Here is a 20,632-nt window from a genome sequence, read left to right as displayed (position 1 = left end):
GCAGCGGCGAGCCGCACCGCGGTCCGCCCTCCTCCCCGGGGGACGGCCCGCGACTCCGGTGCCGGCAGGGCGAGCAGACCCGTCGGGCATCTCCGTGCGCGGCCCTCGCTGGCGCCGACCACATGGTGAGACGAGGTGCGACGATGGCCTCATGAGCGCGTACGTGTCCGTCCTCGACCTCTTCTCCGTCGGCGTAGGTCCGTCGAGCTCGCACACCGTCGGGCCGATGCGGGCCGCGAAGGCGTTCGTCGCGGCCCTGGACGACCGCGGCGCGCTGGGCGAGGTCGCCGGCCTGCAGGTCGTGCTGTGCGGGTCGCTCGGGGCGACGGGCGTCGGCCACGGCACGCCGGACGCCGTCGTCGCGGGGCTGCTCGGCCTCGACCCCGAGACGTGCGACCCGGCGCGCGTCCCCGGCTCGTGGGAGAAGCTGGGCGACGGGGCGCCCGTCACGCTGCTGGGCCGGCACCGCATCACGATGACGAGCGACGACGTGCGCCTCGCGCCGCTGACCCGCATGCCCGGCCACCCCAACGGCATGCGGTTCACCGCGCTCGACGCAAGCGGGGCGCCGCTCGCGGAGGAGGCGTACTACTCGGTGGGCGGCGGGTTCGTGCTCACCGCCGCGGCGCTCGAGTCCGCGGCCGCGAACGAGGCGGCGCAGGTCGGCGCCGAGCTCGCGGGCGAGGCGATCGACCCCGGGACGGAGCCGACGGGCGTGCCGTTCCCCTTTGCCAACGCCGCCGAGCTCCTCGCGCTGTGCGAGCGCGAGCGCACCTCGATCGCGGCGCTCGCGTGGGCGAACGAGTCCGCACTGCGCCCCGCCACCGAGGTCGAGGCGGGCGTCGACCGGATCTGGGACACCATGAGCGCGTGCGTGGACGCCGGGCTCGAGCGCGACGGGGTGCTGCCCGGCCGCCTCCAGGTCCGCCGTCGGGCGCGGGCGCAGCGCGAGCGTCTCGAGCTGGCCGACGAGCGCGGCGCCGACACGACGATCGAGTGGCTCCAGGCGTTCGCCATGGCCGTCAACGAGGAGAACGCCGACGGGCGCCGCGTCGTGACCGCCCCGACGAACGGCGCCGCCGGCATCATCCCCGCCGTCGGACGCCACTTCCTGCGCACCCACCCCGACGTCGCCGCGGACCCCGCGCGCCGACGTCGGGCCATGCGCACCTACCTCCTCACCGCCGCCGCGATCGGCGCGCTCTACAAGCGCAACGCGTCCATCTCCGGCGCGGAGGCCGGCTGCCAGGGCGAGGTCGGCTCGGCGTGCTCCATGGCGGCGGGCGCGATCTGCGCCGTGCTCGGCGGGACGCCCGCCCAGGTGGAGAACGCGGCCGAGATCGCGATGGAGCACAACCTCGGGCTCACGTGCGACCCCGTCGGCGGGCTCGTCCAGGTCCCGTGCATCGAGCGCAACGCCATCGCCGCGTGCACGGCCGTCTCCGCGGCGCGCCTCGCCCTCCAGGGCGACGGCTCGCACGTCGTCTCGCTCGACACCGTCATCGAGACGATGCGCCAGACCGGCGTCGACATGTCGACCAAGTACAAGGAGACCTCGACGGGGGGCCTCGCCGTCAACGTCATCGAGTGCTGAGCCGGAGCGCAGCGAAGCAAGCGCAGGCTCCAGCACGACCGACAGCCCGCGTGCCGAGCCGGAGCGCAGCGGAGCAAGCACAGGCTCCAGCACGACCGACAGCCCGAGTGCCGAGCCGGAGCGCGAATCACCAGGTGCGGCGCACGGACGCCTTGGTGCCGGTCACGAGGCTGCGCGCCGGGACGTCGTCCGCCACGACCGCGCCGGCTGCGACGACCGCGTCGCGGCCGATGGTCACGCCGGGCAGGATCGTCGCCCCGGCGCCGATCCACACGTTCTCGTGCACGTCGATGGGCCCGCCGGTGAGCCAGACCTTGCGGTCGTCGGTGTCGACCGGGTGCCCGACGGTGACGAACGTGACCTTCGGCGCGACCATGACGCGCTCGGCCAGCCGGATGCCGGCGTAGTCGAGGAACGTGCAGTTCTGGTTGACGAAGACCCGCTCCCCCAGGTCGAGGTTCAGCCCGTGGTCGGTGAAGAACGGCGGGTAGATCGTCACGCTCGGGGGCAGCGGGCGGCCGAGGATCTGCGCGAGCAGCCGCGCCCGGCCGTCCTCGTCGTCGAACGGCAGGACGTTGAGCCGGGAGGTGAGCTCGGTGGCCCGCAGCACCCTCTCGGACATGGCGCGGAACTCGGGGCCGTGGATGCGCATGAGCAGGTCGCTGGGCATCCCCCGATCCTGCCTCCGGGTCAGCGGACGGCGCGCGACGCCTCGCGGGCGGCGACGACCTCCTCGACGACGTCGGCCACGCCGGCCTCGCCCGGCGAGGCGGCGATGTGCTCGCCGAGGCGCTGGCTCGCGCGGGCGTACGACGGGTCGGCGAGCAGGCGCCGCACCGCGCGTCGGACCTGGCCGGGGCGCGGGGTGCTCGTCCGCAGCCGCACGCCCGCGCCGGTCCACGCGACGCGTGCGGCGACCTCCGCCTTGTCCTCGGTCTTGCCCGCGACGACCACGGGGACGCCGTGCCGCAGCGCGTGGTGCACCCCGCCGTAGCCGCCGTTCGTGACGAGGACCGAGGTGCGCGGGAGCAGCGCGTCGTACGGGAGGTACTCGGCCGCGCGCGCGTTCGCCGGGAGCGGCCCGAGCGACCCGACGGGCCGTCCGCCGGTCGCCGCGACGACCAGCACGTCCTCGCCCGCGAGCGCGCGCAGCGTGGGGACGAGGAGCTGGGTCGGGTCCTCGTTCGCGACGGTCCCCTGCGTGACGTGCACGACCGGCCGGCGGGTGTCGAGGTCGCCCCACCACGCGGGGAGGTCGCCGTTCCCCGCCGCCGGGCGCGGCGGGCCGACGAACCGGACGGGGGCCGCGACGTCGGGCCGGGGGTACTCGAGCTCGGGGACGGTGAGCTGCACGACGGCGTCGGCGTCGGCGGGCCAGCCGAGGAAGAACGTGCCGCTCGGCTCCCCGCCCGCCGCTCGGACCATGTCCTGCGCCGCGCGCTGCGGGGCGGCGAACGCGACCCGCTCGACGAAGGCGTGGAGCGCACGGTTGCGCAGGACACCGAGGGGGCCCCGCGCGGGCAGCACCCCGAGGCCGAACGGCGCGGTGTGGTCGCTCTTCAGCCCGAGCGGGAAGATCCCGAGCGCGAGCACCGGTGGTCGACGGTCGGCGGGCACCGAGACGAGCGGCATCGCGCCGAGGAACAGGGGCTCGACGAGCACGACGTCCGCCGGGCGCTCGGCGAGGGACGCGAGCACCGCCCGGTGCTGCGCCGCGCCGGGCGTCACGAAGATCTCGAGCATGTCGTGGCGGATCGCGTCGAGCCCGGTGCGCCCCGCGCGGCCGGGGAACGCGGCGGCGAGGTCGCGGTCGTCGAAGTCGGCCGCGGCCGGGAGCGGGACGTGCTCGGCGCCGGCGGCCTCGACGGCGGCGCCGAACCGGGCGCCGGTGAGGAACCGGACGTCGTGCCCGCGGGCGACGAGCGCTCGGGTGACGGCGAGCAGCGGGGTGACGTGGGCGTGCACCGGGGTGGAGCAGAGCAGGACGGTGGCCATCGGTGGGGCCTCTCTCGTGGCGGCGCGCGTCGCGCCGGTCGGACGGGAAGGCGCAGGACCGGGCCGTCTGCGCGAGGGACGCCGGTGGGGAGACGGCGTGTGAGAAGATCGATCAACCGTCAGGAGTATTCATCACCTTCAAGGGGTAGTCAATAGTGGTGCCTCGTGCCTATACGTCCGACCTCCGCACCGAGCAGGCCGCGCGCACGCGCGAACGGGTCGTGCGCGCCGCCGCGCACGAGCTGACCGAGCACGGCTACGAGCGCACGACGCTCGCGCGCGTCGCCGCGCGCGCAGGCGTCTCGCTCGAGACGGTGAAGGCGCACGGCCCCAAGCGCGCCCTGCTGCTCGCCGCGTTCGAGCTCACGTTCGCCGGGTCGGAGGGCCAGGAGTCCCTGGGCGAGCGGCCCGAGGGACGCTCGGTGGCCGGCACCACCGACCCCGAGGAGTTCCTCGACGGCCTCGTCGCGCTCGTCGCGGCGGCGAACGAGCGCGTCGCCGGCCTGTGGTCCGCCTTCACCTCGGCGGCGCGCTCCGACGACGCCGTCACCGCAGAGCTCGACGCGCTCCTCGAACGCCGCCGCGCAGACCTGCGCGCGAGCGTCGACGTGCTCGCCGCGCACGGGTTCCGCCCCCGGGCACCGCGGGACGAGGCGGCCGAGTCGCTGTCCTACCTCCTCGCACCCGAGGGCTGGACGCACTTCGTCGCGGGCGCCGGCTGGTCGGGCGAGCGGTACCGCGCCTGGCTGCGCGACGGCGTCGTGCGCCTCGTCGCGGCGCCCCCGGAGGACGACGCCGACGCCTGAGCCCTGGCGCGCCGTCGGGCACCGCGCCTACCGTGTGCCATGAGCACGCTCACCCCCGGCTTTCACGGCCGGCCGCGCCCGCAGGGCGTGGCGCTCCCGCCGGGCCAGTACGTCGAGACCGGGTTCCCCGTGCTCTCGGCGGGGCCCACACCGCGCGTCGACACCGCGACCTGGCGGCTCGACGTCACGACCGAGACCGGCACGACGCACGCGTGGTCGTGGTCGGACCTCATGGCGCTCCCCCAGGACGAGCCGACCGTCGACATCCACTGCGTCACCCGGTGGTCGAAGTTCGGGACGTCGTGGCGCGGCGTCTCGCTCGACACTCTCCTCGCCGACGTCGAGTCGACCGCCGACTTCGCGATGATCGGCTGCTACGGCGGGTACACGACGAACCTTCCCGTCGCCGAGCTGCTGGGCGGCAAGGCGTGGGTCGTGCACACGTTCGACGGCGCCCCGCTGCACCCCGTGCACGGCGGCCCGGCGCGGCTGCTCGTGCCGCACCTGTACTTCTGGAAGTCGGCCAAGTGGGTCAACAGCATCACGCTCATGCCCATGGACCGGCAGGGCTTCTGGGAGCGCCTGGGCTACCACGACCTCGGCGACCCGTGGCGCGAGCAGAGGTACCAGGGTGACTAGCGCCCGCGGGACGATCGCGGTCGCGCGATGACCGAGGCGCCCGTCCGCCTCGGTGCCCGGTACGCGACGCCGTCGCGCTGGCAGATCGCGACGCTCGTCGACGCGTGGGCGGAGAGCCCGTCCGCACGGACGCTCGTCCTCGAGGTCCCCGCCTGGCCCGGGCACCTGGCGGGTCAGCACGTCGACCTGCGCCTCACCGCGCCCGACGGCTACACCGCCGAGCGCAGCTACTCGATCGGCAGCACGGCGACGCGCGCGTCCCTGCCCGACGCCGGCTCCCCCGCGCGCGTCGAGGTCACCGTGCAGCGCGTCCCCGGCGGGGAGGTCTCGACCTACCTCACCGACGTGTTCGCGGTGGGCGACGCGATCGAGCTGCGCGGGCCGGTCGGCGGCTGGTTCGTGTGGTCGCCCGAGCGCGACGGCGGGACGCCCGTCCTGCTCTCCGCGGGCGGGTCGGGGCTCGTCCCTCTCATGGCGATGCTCCGCACGCGCCGCGACGCGGGCGACCGGACCCCGTTCCGGCTCGTGTACTCCGTCCGCCGCCCCGAGGACCGGCTGTACGTCGCGGACCTCGACCGGCTCGCCGCCGCGCACGACGGGCTCGACGTCCAGGTCGTCTACACGCGCTCGGTGCCGCTGGGATCGATGCGCGGGCCGGGTCGCCTCGAACGACGCGACCTCGCGGCGTGGGGCTGGCCCGCCGAGATCGAGCCCGCGTGCTTCGTGTGCGGGCCGACGGGGTTCGTCGAGGCCGTCGCCCGCCAGCTCGTCGCGCTCGGCCACGACCCGGCGCGGGTCAAGACCGAGCGCTTCGGTCCCGCCGGAGACTGACGGACGTCCCCGGGGCCCTACCTGTGCGCAAGCCTGGCCCGCCGTGCGACATAGTCAGGTCGTGAGCGTGGCGCGTGCGCCATGGCAGTTCCACGAGGGGGCGGCATGACGACCTGGACGACACATCGGCCCGGCAGGCGGCGCAAGACCGCTCTGACCGGGGTCGTGGCCGTCGCGACCCTGGTGCTCGGGGCGTGCGCGACGCCGTCGAGCGAGCCGCCCGCGGTCACGACCGCGGACGTGGAGCGCCGGGTCGTGACCGTCGCCGACGCTCCCGCGACGGCCTCCGTCGTCGAGGCGACCGAGCGGCTCGGCCTGACCATGCTCGACGCGGCCCCGCGCGAGGGCAACGTCGTCGTGTCGCCGGCGAGCGCCGTCGTCGCCCTCTCGATGCTCGCGGAGGGCGCGCGCGGCGAGACCGCCGCGTCGCTCGACGCCGCGCTCGGCGCGAGCGGGCAGGACCGGACCGACGCCGTCAACGCCCTGCTCGCCGCGCTCCAGGACTACGACGGCGACCCCGCCCTCGTGCAGAAGGACGAGCTCCCGAAGACCCCGCTCGTGCACGTCGCGAACCAGGTCGTGCTCGACGACCAGGCCCAGGTCCACGACACCTACCTCGAAGCGCTCGCCGCCGGGTACGACGCGGGGGTGCTCGAGACCGACCTCGGCTCGGAGGCAGGCCTGGAGCCGCTGGGCCGGTGGGTCCGGCACCACACGGGCGGGCTGATCGAGGAGTCCGCCGTCGAGCCCGACACCGACTCCCGCCTCGCGCTCCAGAACGCCGCGCTGCTCGCGGCGCGCTGGTCGTCGCCGTTCGAGGAGCAGGCGACGCGCCCGAGCCCGTTCGTCCTGGCGGACGGGGCCGACGTCGACGCCGAGGCGATGCACCAGGAGCACGACTGGCGGTACGCCGAGGTGGACGGGTGGCAGGCCGTCCGGCTCCCGTACACCGAAGGCTTCCACGCCGACGTCGTGCTCCCGCCGGACGGTGTCGACCCGGCGACGCTCACGCCGGAGACGAGCGCTGCCCTGCGCGCGGCGCTCGACGCCACCTCGCGCCGCAGCGTCGCGCTCACCCTCCCGACGCTCGACGTCGACGCCGAGGCACCGCTCGACCTGAAGCCCGCGCTCGCTGCAGCCGGGCTCGGCGACCTGCTGGAGACGCCCGACCTGACCGGCATCAGCGACGAGTCGGGTCTGAAGGTGACGCAGGCGTGGCAGCAGGCCGTGCTGCGCGTGGACGAGGACGGCACCGTCGCGGCGGCGGTGACGGAGGTCGTCGTCGGCGTCGAGTCCGCGCCCATGATCGAGGACGTCGTCGAGCTGCGCGTCGACCGGCCGTACGTGTTCTCCGTGTCGCACACGGACACGGGGTGGCCGCTGTTCACCGCCGCGATCCGCGACCCCCGCCACTGACGAGAGGACGGCGAGAGCACCATGGCTCCGCAGACGAGCAGAGTCCGGACCGGCGCCGCCGTCGCGGCGGCGGCAGCCGCCGTCGGGCTGGTCACCGCGTGCGCGACCGGCGTCCCTGCCGGGCCCGATCTGCCCCTCGCGACCGCCGATGCGGCACGTCACGTCGTGACGGTCTCCGACGCGGACGCCACGCCCGACGTGGTCGGCGCGACCGAGACGCTCGGCCTGACGATGCTCGGTGCGGCCCCGCGCGAGGGCAACGTCGTCGTCTCGCCGGCGAGCACCGTCGTCGCCCTGTCCATGCTCGCGGAGGGCGCGCGCGGCGAGACCGCCGCTTCGCTCGACGCCGCGCTCGGCGCGAGCGGGCAGGACCGGACCGACGCCGTCAACGCCCTGCTCGCCGCGCTCCAGGACTACGACGGCGACCCCGCCCTCGTGCAGAAGGACGAGCTGCCGAAGACCCCGCTCGTGCACGTCGCGAACCAGGTCGTGCTCGACGACCAGGCACAGGTCCACGACACCTACCTCGAGGCGCTCGCGACCGGCTACGGCGCCGGGGTCCTGCACACGGGGGACCTCGGGACGGCGTCGGGCATCGCCCCGCTGAGCGACTGGGTCCGGTTCCACACGGGCGGGCTCATCGAGAAGAGCGCGGTCGAACCGGACGTCGACCTCCGCCTCGTGCTGCAGAACGCGGTGCTCTTCGCGGCGCGGTGGGAGGCGCCGTTCGACGAGGGCGAGACCCGGCCGGCACCGTTCCGGCTCTCGACCGCCGAGCAGGTGGACGTCGAGTCGCTGTCGCTCACCGAGTCGTGGGCGTACGCCGAGCACGACGGCTGGCGCGGCGTGCGCCTCCCCTACGTCGACGGGTTCCACGCGGACGTCGTCCTGCCTCCGGAGGGGACCGACCCTGCGACGATCACGCCGGCACGCACGACCGCGCTGCGCGTGGCGCTCGACGCAGCGACGCCGCAGCGGGTGGCGCTGACGATGCCGACCCTCGACATCCCGGTCGAGCGCGCGACGGACCTGCTCCCCGCGCTCACCGCCGCCGGGCTGGGCGGGTTGTTCGACCCCGTCGACCCACCGGACCTCAGGGGCATCAGCAACGAGGACCTGTTCGTGTCGCAGGCGAAGCAGCAGGCGATGCTCCAGGTCGACGCCGAAGGCACCGTCGCGGCGGCCGTGACGGAGATCGGCGCGCTGGCGATGTCGTCGGAGGCGGAGATCGTCCCGCTCAGCTTCCGCGTCGACCGCCCCTATCTCTTCTCCGTCTCCCACACCGACACCGGCTGGCAGCTCTTCACCGCGGCGATCCGCGACCCTCGCCACTGACTCCCCCGGCGTGCCCCCGGTCCACCGACGTAGACCCGTGGTCCACCGAGGTAGAGCCTCGGTCGGACCTCGGCTGTACCTCGCAGGCCAGGGCCCTGTCTCGACAGACGGCGACGAACCGGGCGCATCGGGTGCTTGCGACATCTCTTGACGTGTCCTTCACCCGGCAGTAGCGTTCTTGCGTGTTGACGCAAGAAATCAACACTCCGTTGTGCGGTGCGGCACAGCGGTACCGCAATTCTCGAAGGTACTGACCCGAGCCAGCCGGCCCCCGGCCGGACGTGCGCCGTGGCCCGTCCTCCGACCCGGGCGTCCGGTCCGGCGCGGGGTCGCGCTCGGCGCGGCCTGACGCCCGTCGACGACGACGGGAGATCGAGGACATCGATGAGACATCGACCCAGCACGTCGAACCGCACACCCGCCGGGGCGCCGCAGCGCCGGCTCCGCCTGCTCGCCGCGACCGCGGCGGCGACGGCCCTGCTCGTCCCGCTCGGCCTGACGACCACCGCGACGGCGGCGCCCACCGTGCTGTCCGCCGGCAAGCCGACGGCGGCGAGCAGCAACAACTCGCCGTACCTGTCCGGCAACCTCACCGACGGCAACCAGGGCACCTACTGGGAGTCGACCAACAACACGTTCCCGCAGTGGGCGCAGGTCGACCTCGGCGCGGCCGCCACGGTCGAGGACCTCGTGCTCAAGCTCCCGACGGGCTGGGAGACGCGCAACCAGACCCTCAGCGTGCAGTCCAGCACCGACGGCTCGACCTTCTCCACGATCAAGGCGTCGCAGGCGTACGCGTTCGACCCCGCGTCGGGGAACACCGTGACGATCGACGTGCCGGACACGTCCGCCCGCTACGTGCGCGTGCAGATCACCGCGAACACGGGTTGGCCCGCGGGCCAGCTCTCCGAGCTCGAGGTGCGCGGCACGGCCGGCGGCACCGACCCGGGCGGCCCCGGCGACCCGGAGCCTCCGACCGGCACCAACCTCGCGCTGAACAAGCCGATCGAGGCGTCGTCGACCGAGTGGCAGTTCGTGGCGAAGAACGCGAACGACGACAGCACCTCGACCTACTGGGAGGGCGCGGGCGGCCAGTACCCGAGCACGCTCACGGTCTCGCTCGACGCCGCCGCGCAGCTCACGGACGTCGTCGTCAAGCTCCCGCCCGCCTCCGTGTGGGGCCCGCGCACCCAGACCTTCGAGGTCCAGGGCCGCGCGACCGCGACCGGTGCGTGGCAGACGCTCAGGCCGTCGGCGGGCTACGCGTTCTCGCCGAGCACGGGGAACACCGTGACGGTCCCCGTCACGGGCACGGCCAAGGACGTGCGCCTGCGCTTCACCGGCAACACCGGCTCCGGCAACGGCCAGGTCGCCGAGCTCCAGGTGTTCGGCACCGCCGCGCCCAACCCGGACCTCGTCGTCACGAGCGTCACCGCGACGCCCGCCTCGCCGCTCGAGTCGCAGGCGATCACGCTGTCGGCGGTCGTGAAGAACATCGGTACGCAGGCGTCCGCCGCGACGGACGTCGCGTTCACGCTGAACGGCCAGACCGTCGCGACCAAGCCGGTCGGCGGCCTCGCGGCCGGCGCCCAGGTGACCGTCACGGCCGACGTCGGCGCCCGTCCCGCCGCGAGCTACGCGATCGGCGCGGTCGCCGACGCGGGCGGCACGGTCGCCGAGCAGAACGAGGGCAACAACGCGTACGCGAACCCGACCCCGCTCGTCGTCACCGCCGTCCCGAGCTCGGACCTCGTCCCGACGCTCACGTGGTCGCCCAGCAACCCGTCCGCGGGCGGCACGGTGACGTTCTCGGCGACGATCGCGAACCAGGGCAACGTCGCGACGTCGACGGCCGCGCACGGCCTGACCGTGACCGTGACGAACAAGGCGACCGGCGCCGTCGTGCGCACCCTCACGGGCTCCGCGAGCGGAGCGATCGCCGCGGGCGCGAGCAGCGCGAGCGTCGACCTCGGCCCGTGGACCGCCGCGAACGGCAACTACGACGTCAAGGTCGTCGCCGCGCCGGACTCGACCGAGGTCGCCGCGAAGCAGGCCAACAACACCGCCACCCGACCGCTCTTCGTCGGGCGCGGCGCCAACCTGCCGTTCGACACCTACGAGGCCGAGGACGGCGTCACGGGCGGCGGCGCGACCGTGCTGGCGCCCAACCGCGTCGTCGGCGACCTCGCGGGCGAGGCCTCCGGCCGGCGCGCGGTGACGCTCAACCAGACCGGCGCGTACGTCGAGTGGACCACCAAGGCCCCGACGAACACCCTGCTGACCCGCTTCTCCATCCCCGACTCGGCGGGCGGCGGCGGGACGACCGCGACCCTCGCGATCTACGTCGACGGGCAGTTCCTCAAGAACATCGACCTCACCTCGCGCTACGCGTGGCTCTACGGCAACGAGACCAACCCGGGCAACCAGCCGGGCCAGGGCGCGCCACGGCACGTCTACGACGAGGCGAGCACGCTGCTCGGCACGACCGTCCCGGCGGGCTCGACGATCCGCCTCCAGAAGACGGCGAGCAACACGAGCCAGTACGCGATCGACTTCGTCGACCTCGAGCTCGCGACGCCGCAGGCGAACCCGAACCCGGCGCAGTACACGCAGCCCGCCGGCTTCACGCACCAGGACGTCCAGGCGGCGCTCGACAAGGTCCGGATGGACACGACGGGCACGCTCAAGGGCGTCTACCTGCCAGCCGGCGACTACCAGACGTCGAGCAAGTTCCAGGTCTACGGCAAGGGCGTCGACGTCGTCGGTGCCGGGCCGTGGTTCACGCGGTTCTTCGCGCCGCAGGGCCAGGAGAACACCGACGTCGGCTTCCGTGCCGAGGCGAGCGCGAACGGCTCCACGTTCCGCGACTTCGCGTACTTCGGGAACTACACGTCGCGCATCGACGGCCCGGGCAAGGTCTTCGACTTCGCCAACGTGAAGGACATGACGATCGACAACATCTGGGTCGAGCACATGATCTGCATGTTCTGGGCGTCCAACATGGACGACTCGGAGGTCACGAACTCCCGCATCCGCAACACGTTCGCGGACGCGATCAACATGACCAACGGCAGCGCGAACAACCACGTGCACAACAACCAGGCGCGCGGCACGGGCGACGACTCGTTCGCGCTCTTCGCGGCCACCGACAACGGCGGCAGCGGGCAGCGCGGCAACGTGTTCGAGAACCTCACGTCGACCAACACGTGGCGTGCGGCAGGCCTCGCGGTCTACGGCGGCCAGGACAACACGTTCCGCAACATCTACATCGCGGACACCCTCGTCTACTCGGGCGTCACGATCAGCTCGCTCGACTTCGGGTACCCGATGGAGGGCTTCGGCCCGGCGCCCACCGTGTTCGACGGGCTCACCGTGGTGCGCTCCGGCGGGCACTTCTGGGGCGACCAGGTGTTCGGGGCCGTGTGGATGTTCTCGGCGTCCAAGTCGTTCGGGAACATCCAGGTGAACAACCTCGACGTCATCGACCCGACGTACTCCGGGATCATGTTCCAGACGAACTACGTCGGCGGGCAGCCGCAGAACACGTTCCAGAACCCGACCTTCACCAACGTCACCATCACGGGGGCGAAGAAGAGCGGTGACCGGTACGACGCCAAGTCGGGCTACGGCATCTGGGCCAACCCGATGCCGGAGGCGGGCCAGGGCCCGGCGGTCGGCACGGCGACGTTCACCAACCTCACGTTCTCGGGCAACTTCCGGGACATCGAGAACACGACGTCGACCTTCACCATCACGCGCAACTGACGTCCGTCCGCACCCGATCGACGCCGCAGCCCGCCTCACGGGGCGGGCTGCGGTGCGCGCGCCGCGCCCAGGCCGGTCGACGGCGCGCCGTCGCCGAACCGCCACCGCATCGCCGTGTGCTCGGCCCCGCGCGCGTACGCGAAGACGACGTCCGGCCGCACGGCGAACACGTACGCCTCCCCGCCGCCGCCCGCCGTGTCCCAGAACGCGCCGTCGCGGACCTCGAAGTGCCAGTCGTACTTGCAGCGCCACCGCTCCGCGAGGCGGTGCAGCGTCGCGTCGTCGGTGACGCGCACCGCGTCGCCCTCCACCACGACGTCCATGCCCTCCTCGTACCGGTTGGCCCCGGTCGTGAGGACGACGTGCGGGTTCGCCGCGAGGTTGCGCGCCTTGCGCTCGTCGCGCCCCGTGCAGAAGAACAGAGCGCCGTCGGCCGTCACGGTGAGCAGGGGCGTGACGTGGGGCCGCCCGTCGGGCCGCACCGTCGACACCCACGACACCCCCGCACGCTCGAGCGCCTCCCGGACGGCTGACCACGGCACCCGTGGCGCCTCGGGCGTGCTGTAGGCGGCGAGCAGGTCGCCGTGGTCGACGGTCGGGGCGGGCGTCTCGGTCATGGGGTGCTCCTGTCGAGGCTCGTCGGACGTCGGGGTGGACCGTGGCCGCGCCCGGATCTCATCGGTGCCCGACGCGCGGGACGCGCCTGCGTCCCGACGGTGCGACGTCACCGGGGTGTGACACAGTGGGGACCAGCCCCCGACGTCGACCGGAGACCGCCGCGCCCCCATGACCTCGACCCCGACCGAGCACGCCGTGACCCAGCGACCCCACCGGGCGGCGCGGATCGAGGACCGGTGGCGCGCCGTCGTCTCCCGCTTCCAGAAGGCGCGCGGGTGGCGCCCCCGCGTCGAGCCGTTCGCGGGGTACGGCACCCCGCGGCGCGTGCGCGTGCTGGCGCGCGTGCTCCTCGCGAGCCCCGCGTTCGACCCCGCGCTGCACGAGCGCGAGTCCGCCGACCGGCGCGGCTGGCGCTACTTCTTCACCGCGCCCGCCCCGCGCGAGGAGGTCCGCGTGCACGTCGGCGACGCGACCGTCGACCTCGTCTCCGACCGCAGCGGCTACCTCGACGCGACGATCGACGTCGCGCTCGCCCCCGGCTGGCACGACGTCACGTTCCGCCCGTCCTCGGGCGCGGTCGCGACGGGCCGCGTGTTCGTCGTGGCCGACGGGCGCCGGCTCGGCGTCGTGTCCGACATCGACGACACCGCGATGGTGACCGCCGTCCCGCGCCCCCTCATCGCCGCGTGGAACACGTTCGTCCGGCACTCGAGCGCGCGCGTGCCCGTGCCGGGCATGGCGGCCCTCTACCGCGGGATCGCGACCGAGCGCCCCGGCACCCCGTTCGTCTACCTGTCCACGGGCGCCTGGAACACGGCCGCGAACCTGCGCCGGTTCCTGCAGCGCCACGGGTTCCCGCCCGGCCCGCTCCTGCTCACGGACTGGGGCCCGACGAACACCGGCTGGTTCCGCAGCGGCCCGGAGCACAAGGACACGTCGCTCGACCGCCTCTTCCGGGAGCTGCCCGACGTCGACTGGCTGCTCGTGGGCGACGACGGCCAGCACGACCCGGACATCTACGCGCGCGCCGCGCGCCGGCACCCCGACCACGTCGCGGCCGTCGCGATCCGCGAGCTCACGCCCGCGCAGCAGGTCCTCGCCCACGGCTCGCCGCTGCCCGCACCCGGCAGCCTGCCCGGCGAGGTGCGCGGCGTCCCGACGGCGCACGGCCCCGACGGCGACGCCCTCACCCGCGCCCTCGCCCGGGCTCTGGGCCGCTAGGACGCGCCGACGAGTCCTCGCGCGCCGGGCCGCCCGGCGCGCCGGGATGCTGCGCGTCCTCGCGGGTGATTGCCTGAGGGGATGACGACGCCGGAGCTGCCCTTCCCCACGCCCGAGCCCGAACCCGAGCAGCCGCGGCGGACCTGGCCGTGGATCGTGCTCACTATCGTGGCGGTGCTGGTGATCGCCCTGGTCGTGTGGCTCGTCAACCGCCCGACGCAGGACGCGCCCGCGGCGGAGACCCCGACCGCGACGGAGTCCCCGAACCCGTCGCCGACGGACCCGGGCACGCCGAGCGACGACACGTCGACGCCCGCCGCCGAGGGGTGCCCCGCGGCGGGCGACGGCGTCCCGGCGGGGGCGGGCACGCACGAGATCGTCGACGTGGACGGCGACGGCCGCCCGGACACCGCGTGGCTGACCGGCGGCGCGGACCGCGCGTTCGGGATCACGACGGCGTCGGGCGCGACGTTCTCCGCGCCGATCGAGTCCGCGAGCCCCGTCGCGGCGAGCGCGATCGCCCAGCTCGTCGCTGCGGGCGACGCGACGGCCCCGATCGCGCTCGTCGACACCGGGCGCGAGGTCCTGCTGTTCTCCGCCGCCGACTGCGCGGTGACCCCGACGCAGAACGCCCAGGGCGAGCAGTACACGTTCGACAAGGGGTTCACCGGGTTCGGCACGGGCGTCGGCTGCACCGAGGTCGACGGCGAGCTGCACCTCGCGGGCCTGAACGCCGTGTCCGACGACGGCGCGTCCTTCACCGTGTCCCGCACCTTCGTCGACCTCGACGCGGGCGCGAAGACCGCCACGAACGGCGAGGAGGAGACGGTCGCGCAGGACGCGGCCCCGGACGACCCGGTCGTCACCACGGCGCAGGCAACGAGCTGCGGCGACCTCGTCGCCGGCCAGGACGGCCCGGTCGAGCCCCAGTAGCCGCCGAGCACGACATGAGGGCCGTCAACCGTCGGATAGCGACCCTCATGTCGTGCTCGACCGCGTGCGGTGTCGTGCTCGACGGCGAGCGACGTGCGGGGGTCGGCGCTACCCGCGGCCGCAGGCGCGGCAGGTGCCGCGGCGGCGGAGCCAGTAGGCGTAGGTGGCCGCGCCGAGGGCGAGGGACCACAGCGGCCACAGGAACGTCGGGCCGACGGCGCCCCACGAGTCCGCGGTGAGCGCCAGCCGGCTCTCGCCGAGCCCGATGACGATGAGCGAGAGCCCCGCGGGGAGCACGGCGACCGCCACGATCGTCGCGGGGACGACCGCCAGCCCGACCGGGACCCTGCGGCCCGCGAGCCCGACCATCCACCGGGGGAAGACCTCGCCCCAGCGCTGGAACAGGCCGAGGGTGAGCACGGCGCCGACGAGCGCGAAGCCGCCGAGCCCGAGCGCCGCGACCAGGCCGTCCTCCCCGGCGAGGTCGGCGACGTTCTCCGCCGAGAAGCCGAGCGGGATGCCGAGGACCCAGGCGATACGCGTCACCGCGTAGAACGTCGGGATCGCGGCGGCGACGAGCGCGGCCGTCCGGCCCCAGCGCGCCGCGGCCGCGGGCGTCGTCCAGGCCGGGTCGTGGCCGTCGTGCCGCCGTCCGCACGACGCGCACGCACCGACCCCCCGGCGCACGAACCGCCACGTCGAGGCGACGAGCAGCGCCGCGCCGGCCAGGAGCGCGAGCTGCGTCAGCGGGCCCGCGCCGAGGAAGTCCTGGAACGCCGCCCGGATCACCGGGTCGAACGGCGCCATGACGAGCGTGACCGGCAGGTACCCGAGCCGCGCCAGGATCGACGCGTCGGTGAGCGCGAGGACCCCGGCCGAGACGACCGCGGTGGCCGCGACCGTCAGCGCGCGGTCGGCCCGGCCGACGGTGCCGTGCCGGGCCCCGAGCCACGCCCGCAGCGCGGTCGCCGCGCCGACGAGCGCGAGGACCGCGACCCAGGGCGTGAGCGTCGAGCCCGCGACCCCGCTCAGGGCACCGAACGACAGGTCGTTCGCGTCACCCACCGCGAGCGTGCCGCCGGTCAGGGTGACGACGAGGGCCGCGACGCCCCCGACCGCCCACCACGCGGCGGCTGTCGGGGCGATCCACCGCCCGCGGGCCGCGTGCGCCCCAGGACCGGGCGGCGCACCGGCGAGGGACCCGACGACGACCGTGCGCGGGCCCGACGGCGTGGTGACGGAGGACGGGGGCGGGGTTCGTGTGCTCATGACTCGACCCTCGCGCCCGGCGGGCCGCGACGGATCACCCGCGGCGACGACGTCGCTCCCCCGTGCGGGGGAACGCTCGCGGCCGGTCAGCCCACCCGGACGAAGCCCGACTCGTAGGCGCGCACGACGGCCTGCGTGCGGTCGCGCACCCCGAGCTTCGCGAGGACGTTGCCGACGTGGGTGCGCACCGTCTCGACGCCGAGGTAGAGCTCGCCCGCGATCTCCGCGTTCGACAGCCCCTGCGCGACGAGCCGCAGCACCTCGCCCTCGCGCTCGGTGAGCTGCGCGGCGCGCAGCTCGTCGCCCGCGGGCGGGCGGGCCGTCGCGAGGCGCCGCACCGCGTCGGGGAACAGGAGCGACTCGCCCCGCGCGACGACCCGCACGGCCTGCGCGACCTCCTCGGGCCGCGCGCGCTTGAGCAGGAAACCGTGCGCGCCCGCGCGCAGCGCGTCGAGCACGTGGTCGTCGTTCTCGAACGTCGTGAGGACCAGCACGCGCGGCGCGTCGTCGCGCGCGAGGAGCGCCCGCGTCGCCGCGATCCCGTCGACGCGCGGCATGCGCACGTCCATGAGCACGACGTCGGGTCGCGCCCGCGCGACGACGCCCGGCACCTCCGCGCCGTCCCCCGCCTCGCCGACGACCTCGAGGTCCGGCTCCGCGCCGAGGATGACGCGCAACCCCGCGCGCACCAGGGGCTCGTCGTCCACGAGCACCACGCGCGTCGTCCCGTCGGTCATCCGCCCGATCCTGCCAGGGGGAACGTCGCGCGCACGACCCACGCGCCGCCGTCGGGCGCGGGACCCGCCGAGACCTCCCCGCGCAGCAGGTGGGCCCGCTCCCGCATCCCCGCGAGACCACGGCGCTCGCGCTCGGGGTCCTCGGCGGCCCGGCGCGGTGCACCCGGACCCAGCGGGTTGCGCACCTCGACGACCAGCGCGCCGCCGGGACCCCCCGCCACGCCGACGGCGACCGGCTCGCCCGGGGCGTGCCGGAGCGCGTTCGTGAGCGCCTCCTGCACGACGCGGTACGCCTCCTGCGAGACGGCGCGCGGGACGTCGGCCCGCGCGTCACCGCCCGTGCGCCGCACGTCCGCCCCGGTGCGGCGCGCGTCGTCGAGCAGGGCGTCGAGGTCGGCGAGCGTGCGCGCCGGGCTTCGCACGGGCGCGCGCGAGCCGTCGCCCGTGGCCGCGGCGACGTCCGCGCGGAGCAGGCCGAGCACGTGGTCGAGGTCCGCCATGGCGGTGCGCCCCGTCTCCTCGATCGCGGCGAGCGCGGCACGCGCGGCGACCGGGTCGCGGTCGAGGAGACGGGCGGCCGCGGCGGCCTGCAGGGTCGTGACGGTCAGCGCGTGGCCGACCGAGTCGTGCAGCTCGCGCGCGAGCCGGCCCCGCTCGGCGTCGCGGTCGGCCGCCGCCTCGAGCTCCGCGATGCGCTCCGTCTGGTCGGGGCCGAGGAGCGGGAGCGCCGCCTGCCGCAGCACCGCGCGCGCGAGCGCGACGGCGTACGGGACGGCGAGCAGCGCGAGCACCGCGGTGACCAGCCACGTCCATGCGGGCAGCGCCTCCCACGGCCGCCAGTCGGTGAGGAGGACCGGCTCCACGCCCGTCGCGGAGAGGACGAGCTGCGTCGCGACCGGGACGAGGAACAGCACCACGACGAGCACCGCGGCACCGAGCGTGAGGTGCAGCCCGTACCAGGCCGCGGCGCGCCAGCGCGTGGCCGCACCGGTTGCCGGTGCCCCCGGTGCGGGCAGCGGCACGTCGACGTCGAGGAACGTCCGGACCGCCGCGATCTCCAGCGAGCGCACCGTGGCCAGGAACGGCGGCGTGCTCACGAGGACCGCGGAGACGAGCGCCAGGACGAGGATCGCGACGCGCGGCGTCTGCAGCGAGGCGAACATCTGCACGAACCCGGCGACCAGCGTCACGTACGCGCCCGCGACCACTCCGCCGACCACGAGGTAGACGCCCGCCCGGACGGTGGTCGCGCTGCGCAACGGTGCGACGACCCGTCCCCATCCGCCCCGCCCCGGTGCGGTCGCCGCACGGGTCGGGCGGGCGTCGTCGGGCGTCATGGCCCCAGTCTCCCGGGACCGGGCAGGGCGCGCCTCCCCCGGCCGGGGGAACCGCACGAGCCGACCGCCCGTCCCCGCGCGGTCGCGCCCGGCCGCTGGTCCAATGGGCGCATGGTCGGCTTCTGGTGGGGCCTCGTCGGCGCGTCGTCGCTGCTCCTCGGCGCGGCGCTGGTCTTCTGGCGACCGCCGGGCCAGCGGCTCGTCGGGCTCATCATGGCGTTCGGCTCGGGCGTCCTCATCAGCGCGGTCGCGTACGACCTCGTGGAGGACGCGTCCACGCACGCGAGCGGGCTCGTGCTGCTCGCGGGCCTCGCGGGCGGCGCGCTGACGTTCTTCGTCGGCGACCGCATCATCGACCGGATGGGCGGCGAGGGCCGCAAGCGGTCCACCGGCGTGCAGGCGGAGTCCGTCCAGGCGGCGGGCGGCACGGGCGGCGCGGCGATCGCGCTCGGCACGGTGCTCGACGGGATCCCCGAGTCGGTCGTGCTCGGCGCGACCCTCATCGGGGGCGGCGGGGTCAGCGTCGCGATGCTCGCCGCCGTGTTCGTCTCGAACCTGCCCGAGGCGATGTCCGCGACGTCGGGGCTGCTCAAGGCGGGCACGAAGCCGTCACGGCTCTGGGTGCTGTGGGGGTCGACGACCCTGGTCTCGGCGCTCGCGGCCGGGATCGGCTACGTCGCGCTCGACGGCGCGTCGCCCGCGGTCGTGGCGGTCACGCAGGCGTTCGCCGCGGGGGCGCTGCTCACCATGCTCGTCGACACGATGATCCCGGAGGCCACGGAGTTCGGCGGCCCGGTCACGGGCCTGGTGACCGTGCTGGGCTTCGCGACGGCGTTCGGGCTGAGCTCGCTCTGAGCGTCAGGCCGCGAGGTCCTGGCCGCTCATGCGGTGGATCGACGCCATGACCTCGTCCGTGAGCTCGCGCCGTGCCTGCGCGGGCTTGGTGCCCGCCGTGATCTGGCGCTGCGGGTCGATGGGCTTGCCGAAGTGCACCTCGACGCGGTGCAGGCGCGGGATCCGCTTGCCGATCGGCTGCACCTTGTCCGTGCCGCGCACGGCGACGGGGACGACCGGGGCGTGCCCCGCGAGCGCCAGCCAGGCGACACCGGTGCGGCCGGCGTGCAGCTTGCCGTCGCGCGAGCGCGTGCCCTCGGGGTAGATGCCGAACGCGCCGCCGCGCTGCAGCACCTCGAGCGCGTCCTCGAGCGAGCGCTGCCCGGCGCGCGGGTCGTCGCGCTGGACGGGGATCATGCCGATCGTCGTGAAGAACCAGCGCGAGAGCCGGCCCTTGAGCCCGCGGCCCGTGAAGTACTCGGCCTTGGCGAGGAACGTGACGTGCCGCGGCGCGACGATCGGGATGAGGATCGAGTCGATGAACGACAGGTGGTTGCTCGCGAGGATGACCGCCCCGTTGCGCGGGATGTTGTTGCGTCCGGTCACCTGTGGTCGCAGCAGCACGTAGGCGAGCAGCGACAGGATGAGCCTCAGGACGCGGTAGGTCATCCGTTCATTGTGCACCGTCGTCGGCGCACGTCCGTGCACGCGGTGTTCCACCCGCTCGGGTCGGGTGTCGGACCCCCGCCCTACCGTGTCCGATGAGCTTGACCGTTCCGTTGGCACTCGCGAACACCAGGGGGAAAACCATGACAGAGCCTGCTGTGCCGTGCAGCTGCGGTACACCGATCGCTGACGATGCGCGATTCTGTTCCCGATGCGGCAGTCCGACAGTCCGACATGCACGGATCTGCCAGAGCAACGACGGCCCTGGCGTCAACATCGGCGGCGGGGTCAGCGCCGGGCGCGATGTCACGGTCAAGACGGGAGCCGAGTGGGACACTCGTGTCCCGATCGACTACGAGCGCGGAACTGTCCGGTCCCTCCTGCTCCCACCGGACCTGCTGTCAATCGTCGCCGGCGCCCTGGGGATCGGAACCACGCTCCTCGGCACAAGGTTCGACGTTCCGGTCTTGTCGATGACTCTGGTCGTCGTCGGCCTGGGCCTCCTTGCTGTCGCGTTCCTCGCCGTCCGTGCTCATGCTGACCTCCGCGCCAACAAGTTCCACTGTCTTCCGCTCGGGCTCGGGCTGCTCGAACGCGACCCGAACGGAAGGGTCGTCCGCTCGGACGTTCCGAGCA

At 74.6% G+C, this 20,632-nt stretch carries 18 protein-coding genes and 1 pseudogene; 11 read left to right on the top strand and 8 right to left on the bottom strand.

The annotated features are described in order from the left end of the window. Window positions 1–151: 151 nt before the first annotated feature. Window positions 152–1,594, top strand: a complete 1,443-nt coding sequence (locus ACFC2L_RS06060) for an L-serine ammonia-lyase (protein WP_375823386.1) — start codon at window positions 152–154, stop codon at window positions 1,592–1,594. A gap of 127 nt (window positions 1,595–1,721) precedes the next feature. On the opposite strand, the gene ACFC2L_RS06055 is transcribed toward ACFC2L_RS06060, so the two are convergent. Together ACFC2L_RS06055 and ACFC2L_RS06050 are read right to left on the bottom strand one after the other, a co-directional pair. Continuing rightward, on the bottom strand, window positions 1,722–2,264 hold the full coding sequence (locus ACFC2L_RS06055; RefSeq protein WP_375823385.1) for a DapH/DapD/GlmU-related protein: 543 nt from the start codon (window positions 2,262–2,264) through the stop codon (window positions 1,722–1,724). A gap of 20 nt (window positions 2,265–2,284) precedes the next feature. Beyond that, complete coding sequence (locus ACFC2L_RS06050; protein WP_375823384.1) at window positions 2,285–3,589, bottom strand: glycosyltransferase; 1,305 nt, start codon at window positions 3,587–3,589, stop codon at window positions 2,285–2,287. Between the two features lie 158 nt (window positions 3,590–3,747). Between ACFC2L_RS06050 and ACFC2L_RS06045 the strand changes: the two genes are divergently transcribed. The 6 genes from ACFC2L_RS06045 (at window position 3,748) to ACFC2L_RS06020 (ending at window position 12,381) form a co-directional block, all read left to right on the top strand. Continuing rightward, window positions 3,748–4,395: a TetR/AcrR family transcriptional regulator gene (locus tag ACFC2L_RS06045; RefSeq protein ID WP_375823383.1), complete on the top strand. Its 648-nt coding sequence runs from the start codon at window positions 3,748–3,750 to the stop codon at window positions 4,393–4,395. Window positions 4,396–4,434: 39 nt separating this feature from the next. Beyond that, complete coding sequence (locus tag ACFC2L_RS06040) at window positions 4,435–5,034, top strand: sulfite oxidase-like oxidoreductase (RefSeq protein ID WP_087470305.1); 600 nt, start codon at window positions 4,435–4,437, stop codon at window positions 5,032–5,034. A 27-nt stretch (window positions 5,035–5,061) separates the two neighbouring features. After that, the gene (locus tag ACFC2L_RS06035; RefSeq protein ID WP_375823382.1) at window positions 5,062–5,865 is read left to right on the top strand and encodes a ferredoxin reductase; all 804 of its coding nucleotides are present in this window, start codon (window positions 5,062–5,064) and stop codon (window positions 5,863–5,865) included. A gap of 105 nt (window positions 5,866–5,970) precedes the next feature. Continuing rightward, window positions 5,971–7,281: a serpin family protein gene (locus tag ACFC2L_RS06030; RefSeq protein ID WP_375823381.1), complete on the top strand. Its 1,311-nt coding sequence runs from the start codon at window positions 5,971–5,973 to the stop codon at window positions 7,279–7,281. Window positions 7,282–7,302: 21 nt separating this feature from the next. After that, complete coding sequence (locus tag ACFC2L_RS06025; RefSeq protein ID WP_375823380.1) at window positions 7,303–8,616, top strand: serpin family protein; 1,314 nt, start codon at window positions 7,303–7,305, stop codon at window positions 8,614–8,616. A 384-nt stretch (window positions 8,617–9,000) separates the two neighbouring features. Beyond that, entirely contained in the window at window positions 9,001–12,381 is a 3,381-nt protein-coding gene (locus ACFC2L_RS06020) for a discoidin domain-containing protein (protein ID WP_375823379.1), read from the top strand. Window positions 12,382–12,416: 35 nt separating this feature from the next. On the opposite strand, the gene ACFC2L_RS06015 is transcribed toward ACFC2L_RS06020, so the two are convergent. Next, window positions 12,417–12,998 carry a pyridoxamine 5'-phosphate oxidase family protein gene (locus ACFC2L_RS06015; protein WP_375823378.1) on the bottom strand — a complete coding sequence of 194 codons (582 nt, stop codon included), beginning with the start codon at window positions 12,996–12,998 and terminating at the stop codon, window positions 12,417–12,419. A gap of 196 nt (window positions 12,999–13,194) precedes the next feature. Between ACFC2L_RS06015 and ACFC2L_RS06010 the strand changes: the two genes are divergently transcribed. Further along, complete coding sequence (locus tag ACFC2L_RS06010) at window positions 13,195–14,220, top strand: App1 family protein (protein ID WP_375823377.1); 1,026 nt, start codon at window positions 13,195–13,197, stop codon at window positions 14,218–14,220. Between the two features lie 81 nt (window positions 14,221–14,301). After that, the gene (locus ACFC2L_RS06005) at window positions 14,302–15,153 is read left to right on the top strand and encodes a hypothetical protein (protein ID WP_375823376.1); all 852 of its coding nucleotides are present in this window, start codon (window positions 14,302–14,304) and stop codon (window positions 15,151–15,153) included. A 108-nt stretch (window positions 15,154–15,261) separates the two neighbouring features. Here the strand turns inward: ACFC2L_RS06005 and ACFC2L_RS06000 are convergent, their stop codons facing one another. From ACFC2L_RS06000 to ACFC2L_RS05990, 3 genes are all read right to left on the bottom strand, one after another. Next, window positions 15,262–16,422, bottom strand: a complete 1,161-nt coding sequence (locus ACFC2L_RS06000; protein WP_375823375.1) for a hypothetical protein — start codon at window positions 16,420–16,422, stop codon at window positions 15,262–15,264. A gap of 86 nt (window positions 16,423–16,508) precedes the next feature. Beyond that, the gene (locus tag ACFC2L_RS05995; protein WP_375823374.1) at window positions 16,509–17,159 is read right to left on the bottom strand and encodes a response regulator; all 651 of its coding nucleotides are present in this window, start codon (window positions 17,157–17,159) and stop codon (window positions 16,509–16,511) included. Next, window positions 17,156–18,496 (bottom strand): sensor histidine kinase, encoded by a 1,341-nt coding sequence (locus tag ACFC2L_RS05990; protein WP_375823373.1) that lies wholly within the window; start codon window positions 18,494–18,496, stop codon window positions 17,156–17,158. The genes ACFC2L_RS05995 and ACFC2L_RS05990 overlap by 4 nt, the downstream gene beginning before the upstream one ends. Before the next feature lie 111 nt (window positions 18,497–18,607). Between ACFC2L_RS05990 and ACFC2L_RS05985 the strand changes: the two genes are divergently transcribed. Continuing rightward, a complete protein-coding gene (locus ACFC2L_RS05985) occupies window positions 18,608–19,351 on the top strand; it encodes a ZIP family metal transporter (protein WP_375823372.1) in 744 nt (247 codons plus the stop codon). Between the two features lie 3 nt (window positions 19,352–19,354). Here ACFC2L_RS05985 and ACFC2L_RS05980 read toward each other — a convergent pair whose 3' ends face one another. Further along, window positions 19,355–19,999 carry a 1-acyl-sn-glycerol-3-phosphate acyltransferase gene (locus tag ACFC2L_RS05980; protein WP_047230993.1) on the bottom strand — a complete coding sequence of 215 codons (645 nt, stop codon included), beginning with the start codon at window positions 19,997–19,999 and terminating at the stop codon, window positions 19,355–19,357. A gap of 92 nt (window positions 20,000–20,091) precedes the next feature. On the opposite strand from ACFC2L_RS05980, the pseudogene ACFC2L_RS05975 reads away from it, so the two are divergent. Further along, window positions 20,092–20,220, top strand: a pseudogene (locus ACFC2L_RS05975) (zinc-ribbon domain-containing protein); the annotation flags it as partial. Between the two features lie 177 nt (window positions 20,221–20,397). On the opposite strand, the gene ACFC2L_RS05970 reads toward ACFC2L_RS05975, so the two are convergent. Next, a complete protein-coding gene (locus ACFC2L_RS05970; protein WP_375823496.1) occupies window positions 20,398–20,532 on the bottom strand; it encodes a hypothetical protein in 135 nt (44 codons plus the stop codon). Between the last annotated feature and the right edge of the window lie 100 nt (window positions 20,533–20,632).

This window comes from Cellulosimicrobium sp. NPDC055967, assembly GCF_042269845.1.
Taxonomy (GTDB): Bacteria; Actinomycetota; Actinomycetes; order Actinomycetales; family Cellulomonadaceae; genus Cellulosimicrobium.
This window is presented reverse-complemented; position numbering and strand designations above follow the sequence as displayed.

What these genes read in the sequence shown, in the direction of transcription:
- ACFC2L_RS06060 (WP_375823386.1), top strand. Translation starts at nt 152, where the DNA reads ATGAGCGCGTACGTGTCCGTCCTCGACCTCTTCTCCGTCGGCGTAGGT.
- ACFC2L_RS06055 (WP_375823385.1), bottom strand. Translation starts at nt 2,264, where the DNA reads ATGCCCAGCGACCTGCTCATGCGCATCCACGGCCCCGAGTTCCGCGCC.
- ACFC2L_RS06050 (WP_375823384.1), bottom strand. Translation starts at nt 3,589, where the DNA reads ATGGCCACCGTCCTGCTCTGCTCCACCCCGGTGCACGCCCACGTCACC.
- ACFC2L_RS06040 (WP_087470305.1), top strand. Translation starts at nt 4,435, where the DNA reads ATGAGCACGCTCACCCCCGGCTTTCACGGCCGGCCGCGCCCGCAGGGC.
- ACFC2L_RS06035 (WP_375823382.1), top strand. Translation starts at nt 5,062, where the DNA reads ATGACCGAGGCGCCCGTCCGCCTCGGTGCCCGGTACGCGACGCCGTCG.
- ACFC2L_RS06030 (WP_375823381.1), top strand. Translation starts at nt 5,971, where the DNA reads ATGACGACCTGGACGACACATCGGCCCGGCAGGCGGCGCAAGACCGCT.
- ACFC2L_RS06025 (WP_375823380.1), top strand. Translation starts at nt 7,303, where the DNA reads ATGGCTCCGCAGACGAGCAGAGTCCGGACCGGCGCCGCCGTCGCGGCG.
- ACFC2L_RS06020 (WP_375823379.1), top strand. Translation starts at nt 9,001, where the DNA reads ATGAGACATCGACCCAGCACGTCGAACCGCACACCCGCCGGGGCGCCG.
- ACFC2L_RS06015 (WP_375823378.1), bottom strand. Translation starts at nt 12,998, where the DNA reads ATGACCGAGACGCCCGCCCCGACCGTCGACCACGGCGACCTGCTCGCC.
- ACFC2L_RS06005 (WP_375823376.1), top strand. Translation starts at nt 14,302, where the DNA reads ATGACGACGCCGGAGCTGCCCTTCCCCACGCCCGAGCCCGAACCCGAG.
- ACFC2L_RS06000 (WP_375823375.1), bottom strand. Translation starts at nt 16,422, where the DNA reads ATGAGCACACGAACCCCGCCCCCGTCCTCCGTCACCACGCCGTCGGGC.
- ACFC2L_RS05995 (WP_375823374.1), bottom strand. Translation starts at nt 17,159, where the DNA reads ATGACCGACGGGACGACGCGCGTGGTGCTCGTGGACGACGAGCCCCTG.
- ACFC2L_RS05990 (WP_375823373.1), bottom strand. Translation starts at nt 18,496, where the DNA reads ATGACGCCCGACGACGCCCGCCCGACCCGTGCGGCGACCGCACCGGGG.
- ACFC2L_RS05985 (WP_375823372.1), top strand. Translation starts at nt 18,608, where the DNA reads ATGGTCGGCTTCTGGTGGGGCCTCGTCGGCGCGTCGTCGCTGCTCCTC.
- ACFC2L_RS05980 (WP_047230993.1), bottom strand. Translation starts at nt 19,999, where the DNA reads ATGACCTACCGCGTCCTGAGGCTCATCCTGTCGCTGCTCGCCTACGTG.
- ACFC2L_RS05970 (WP_375823496.1), bottom strand. Translation starts at nt 20,532, where the DNA reads ATGAGCACGGACGGCGAGGAACGCGACAGCAAGGAGGCCCAGGCCGAC.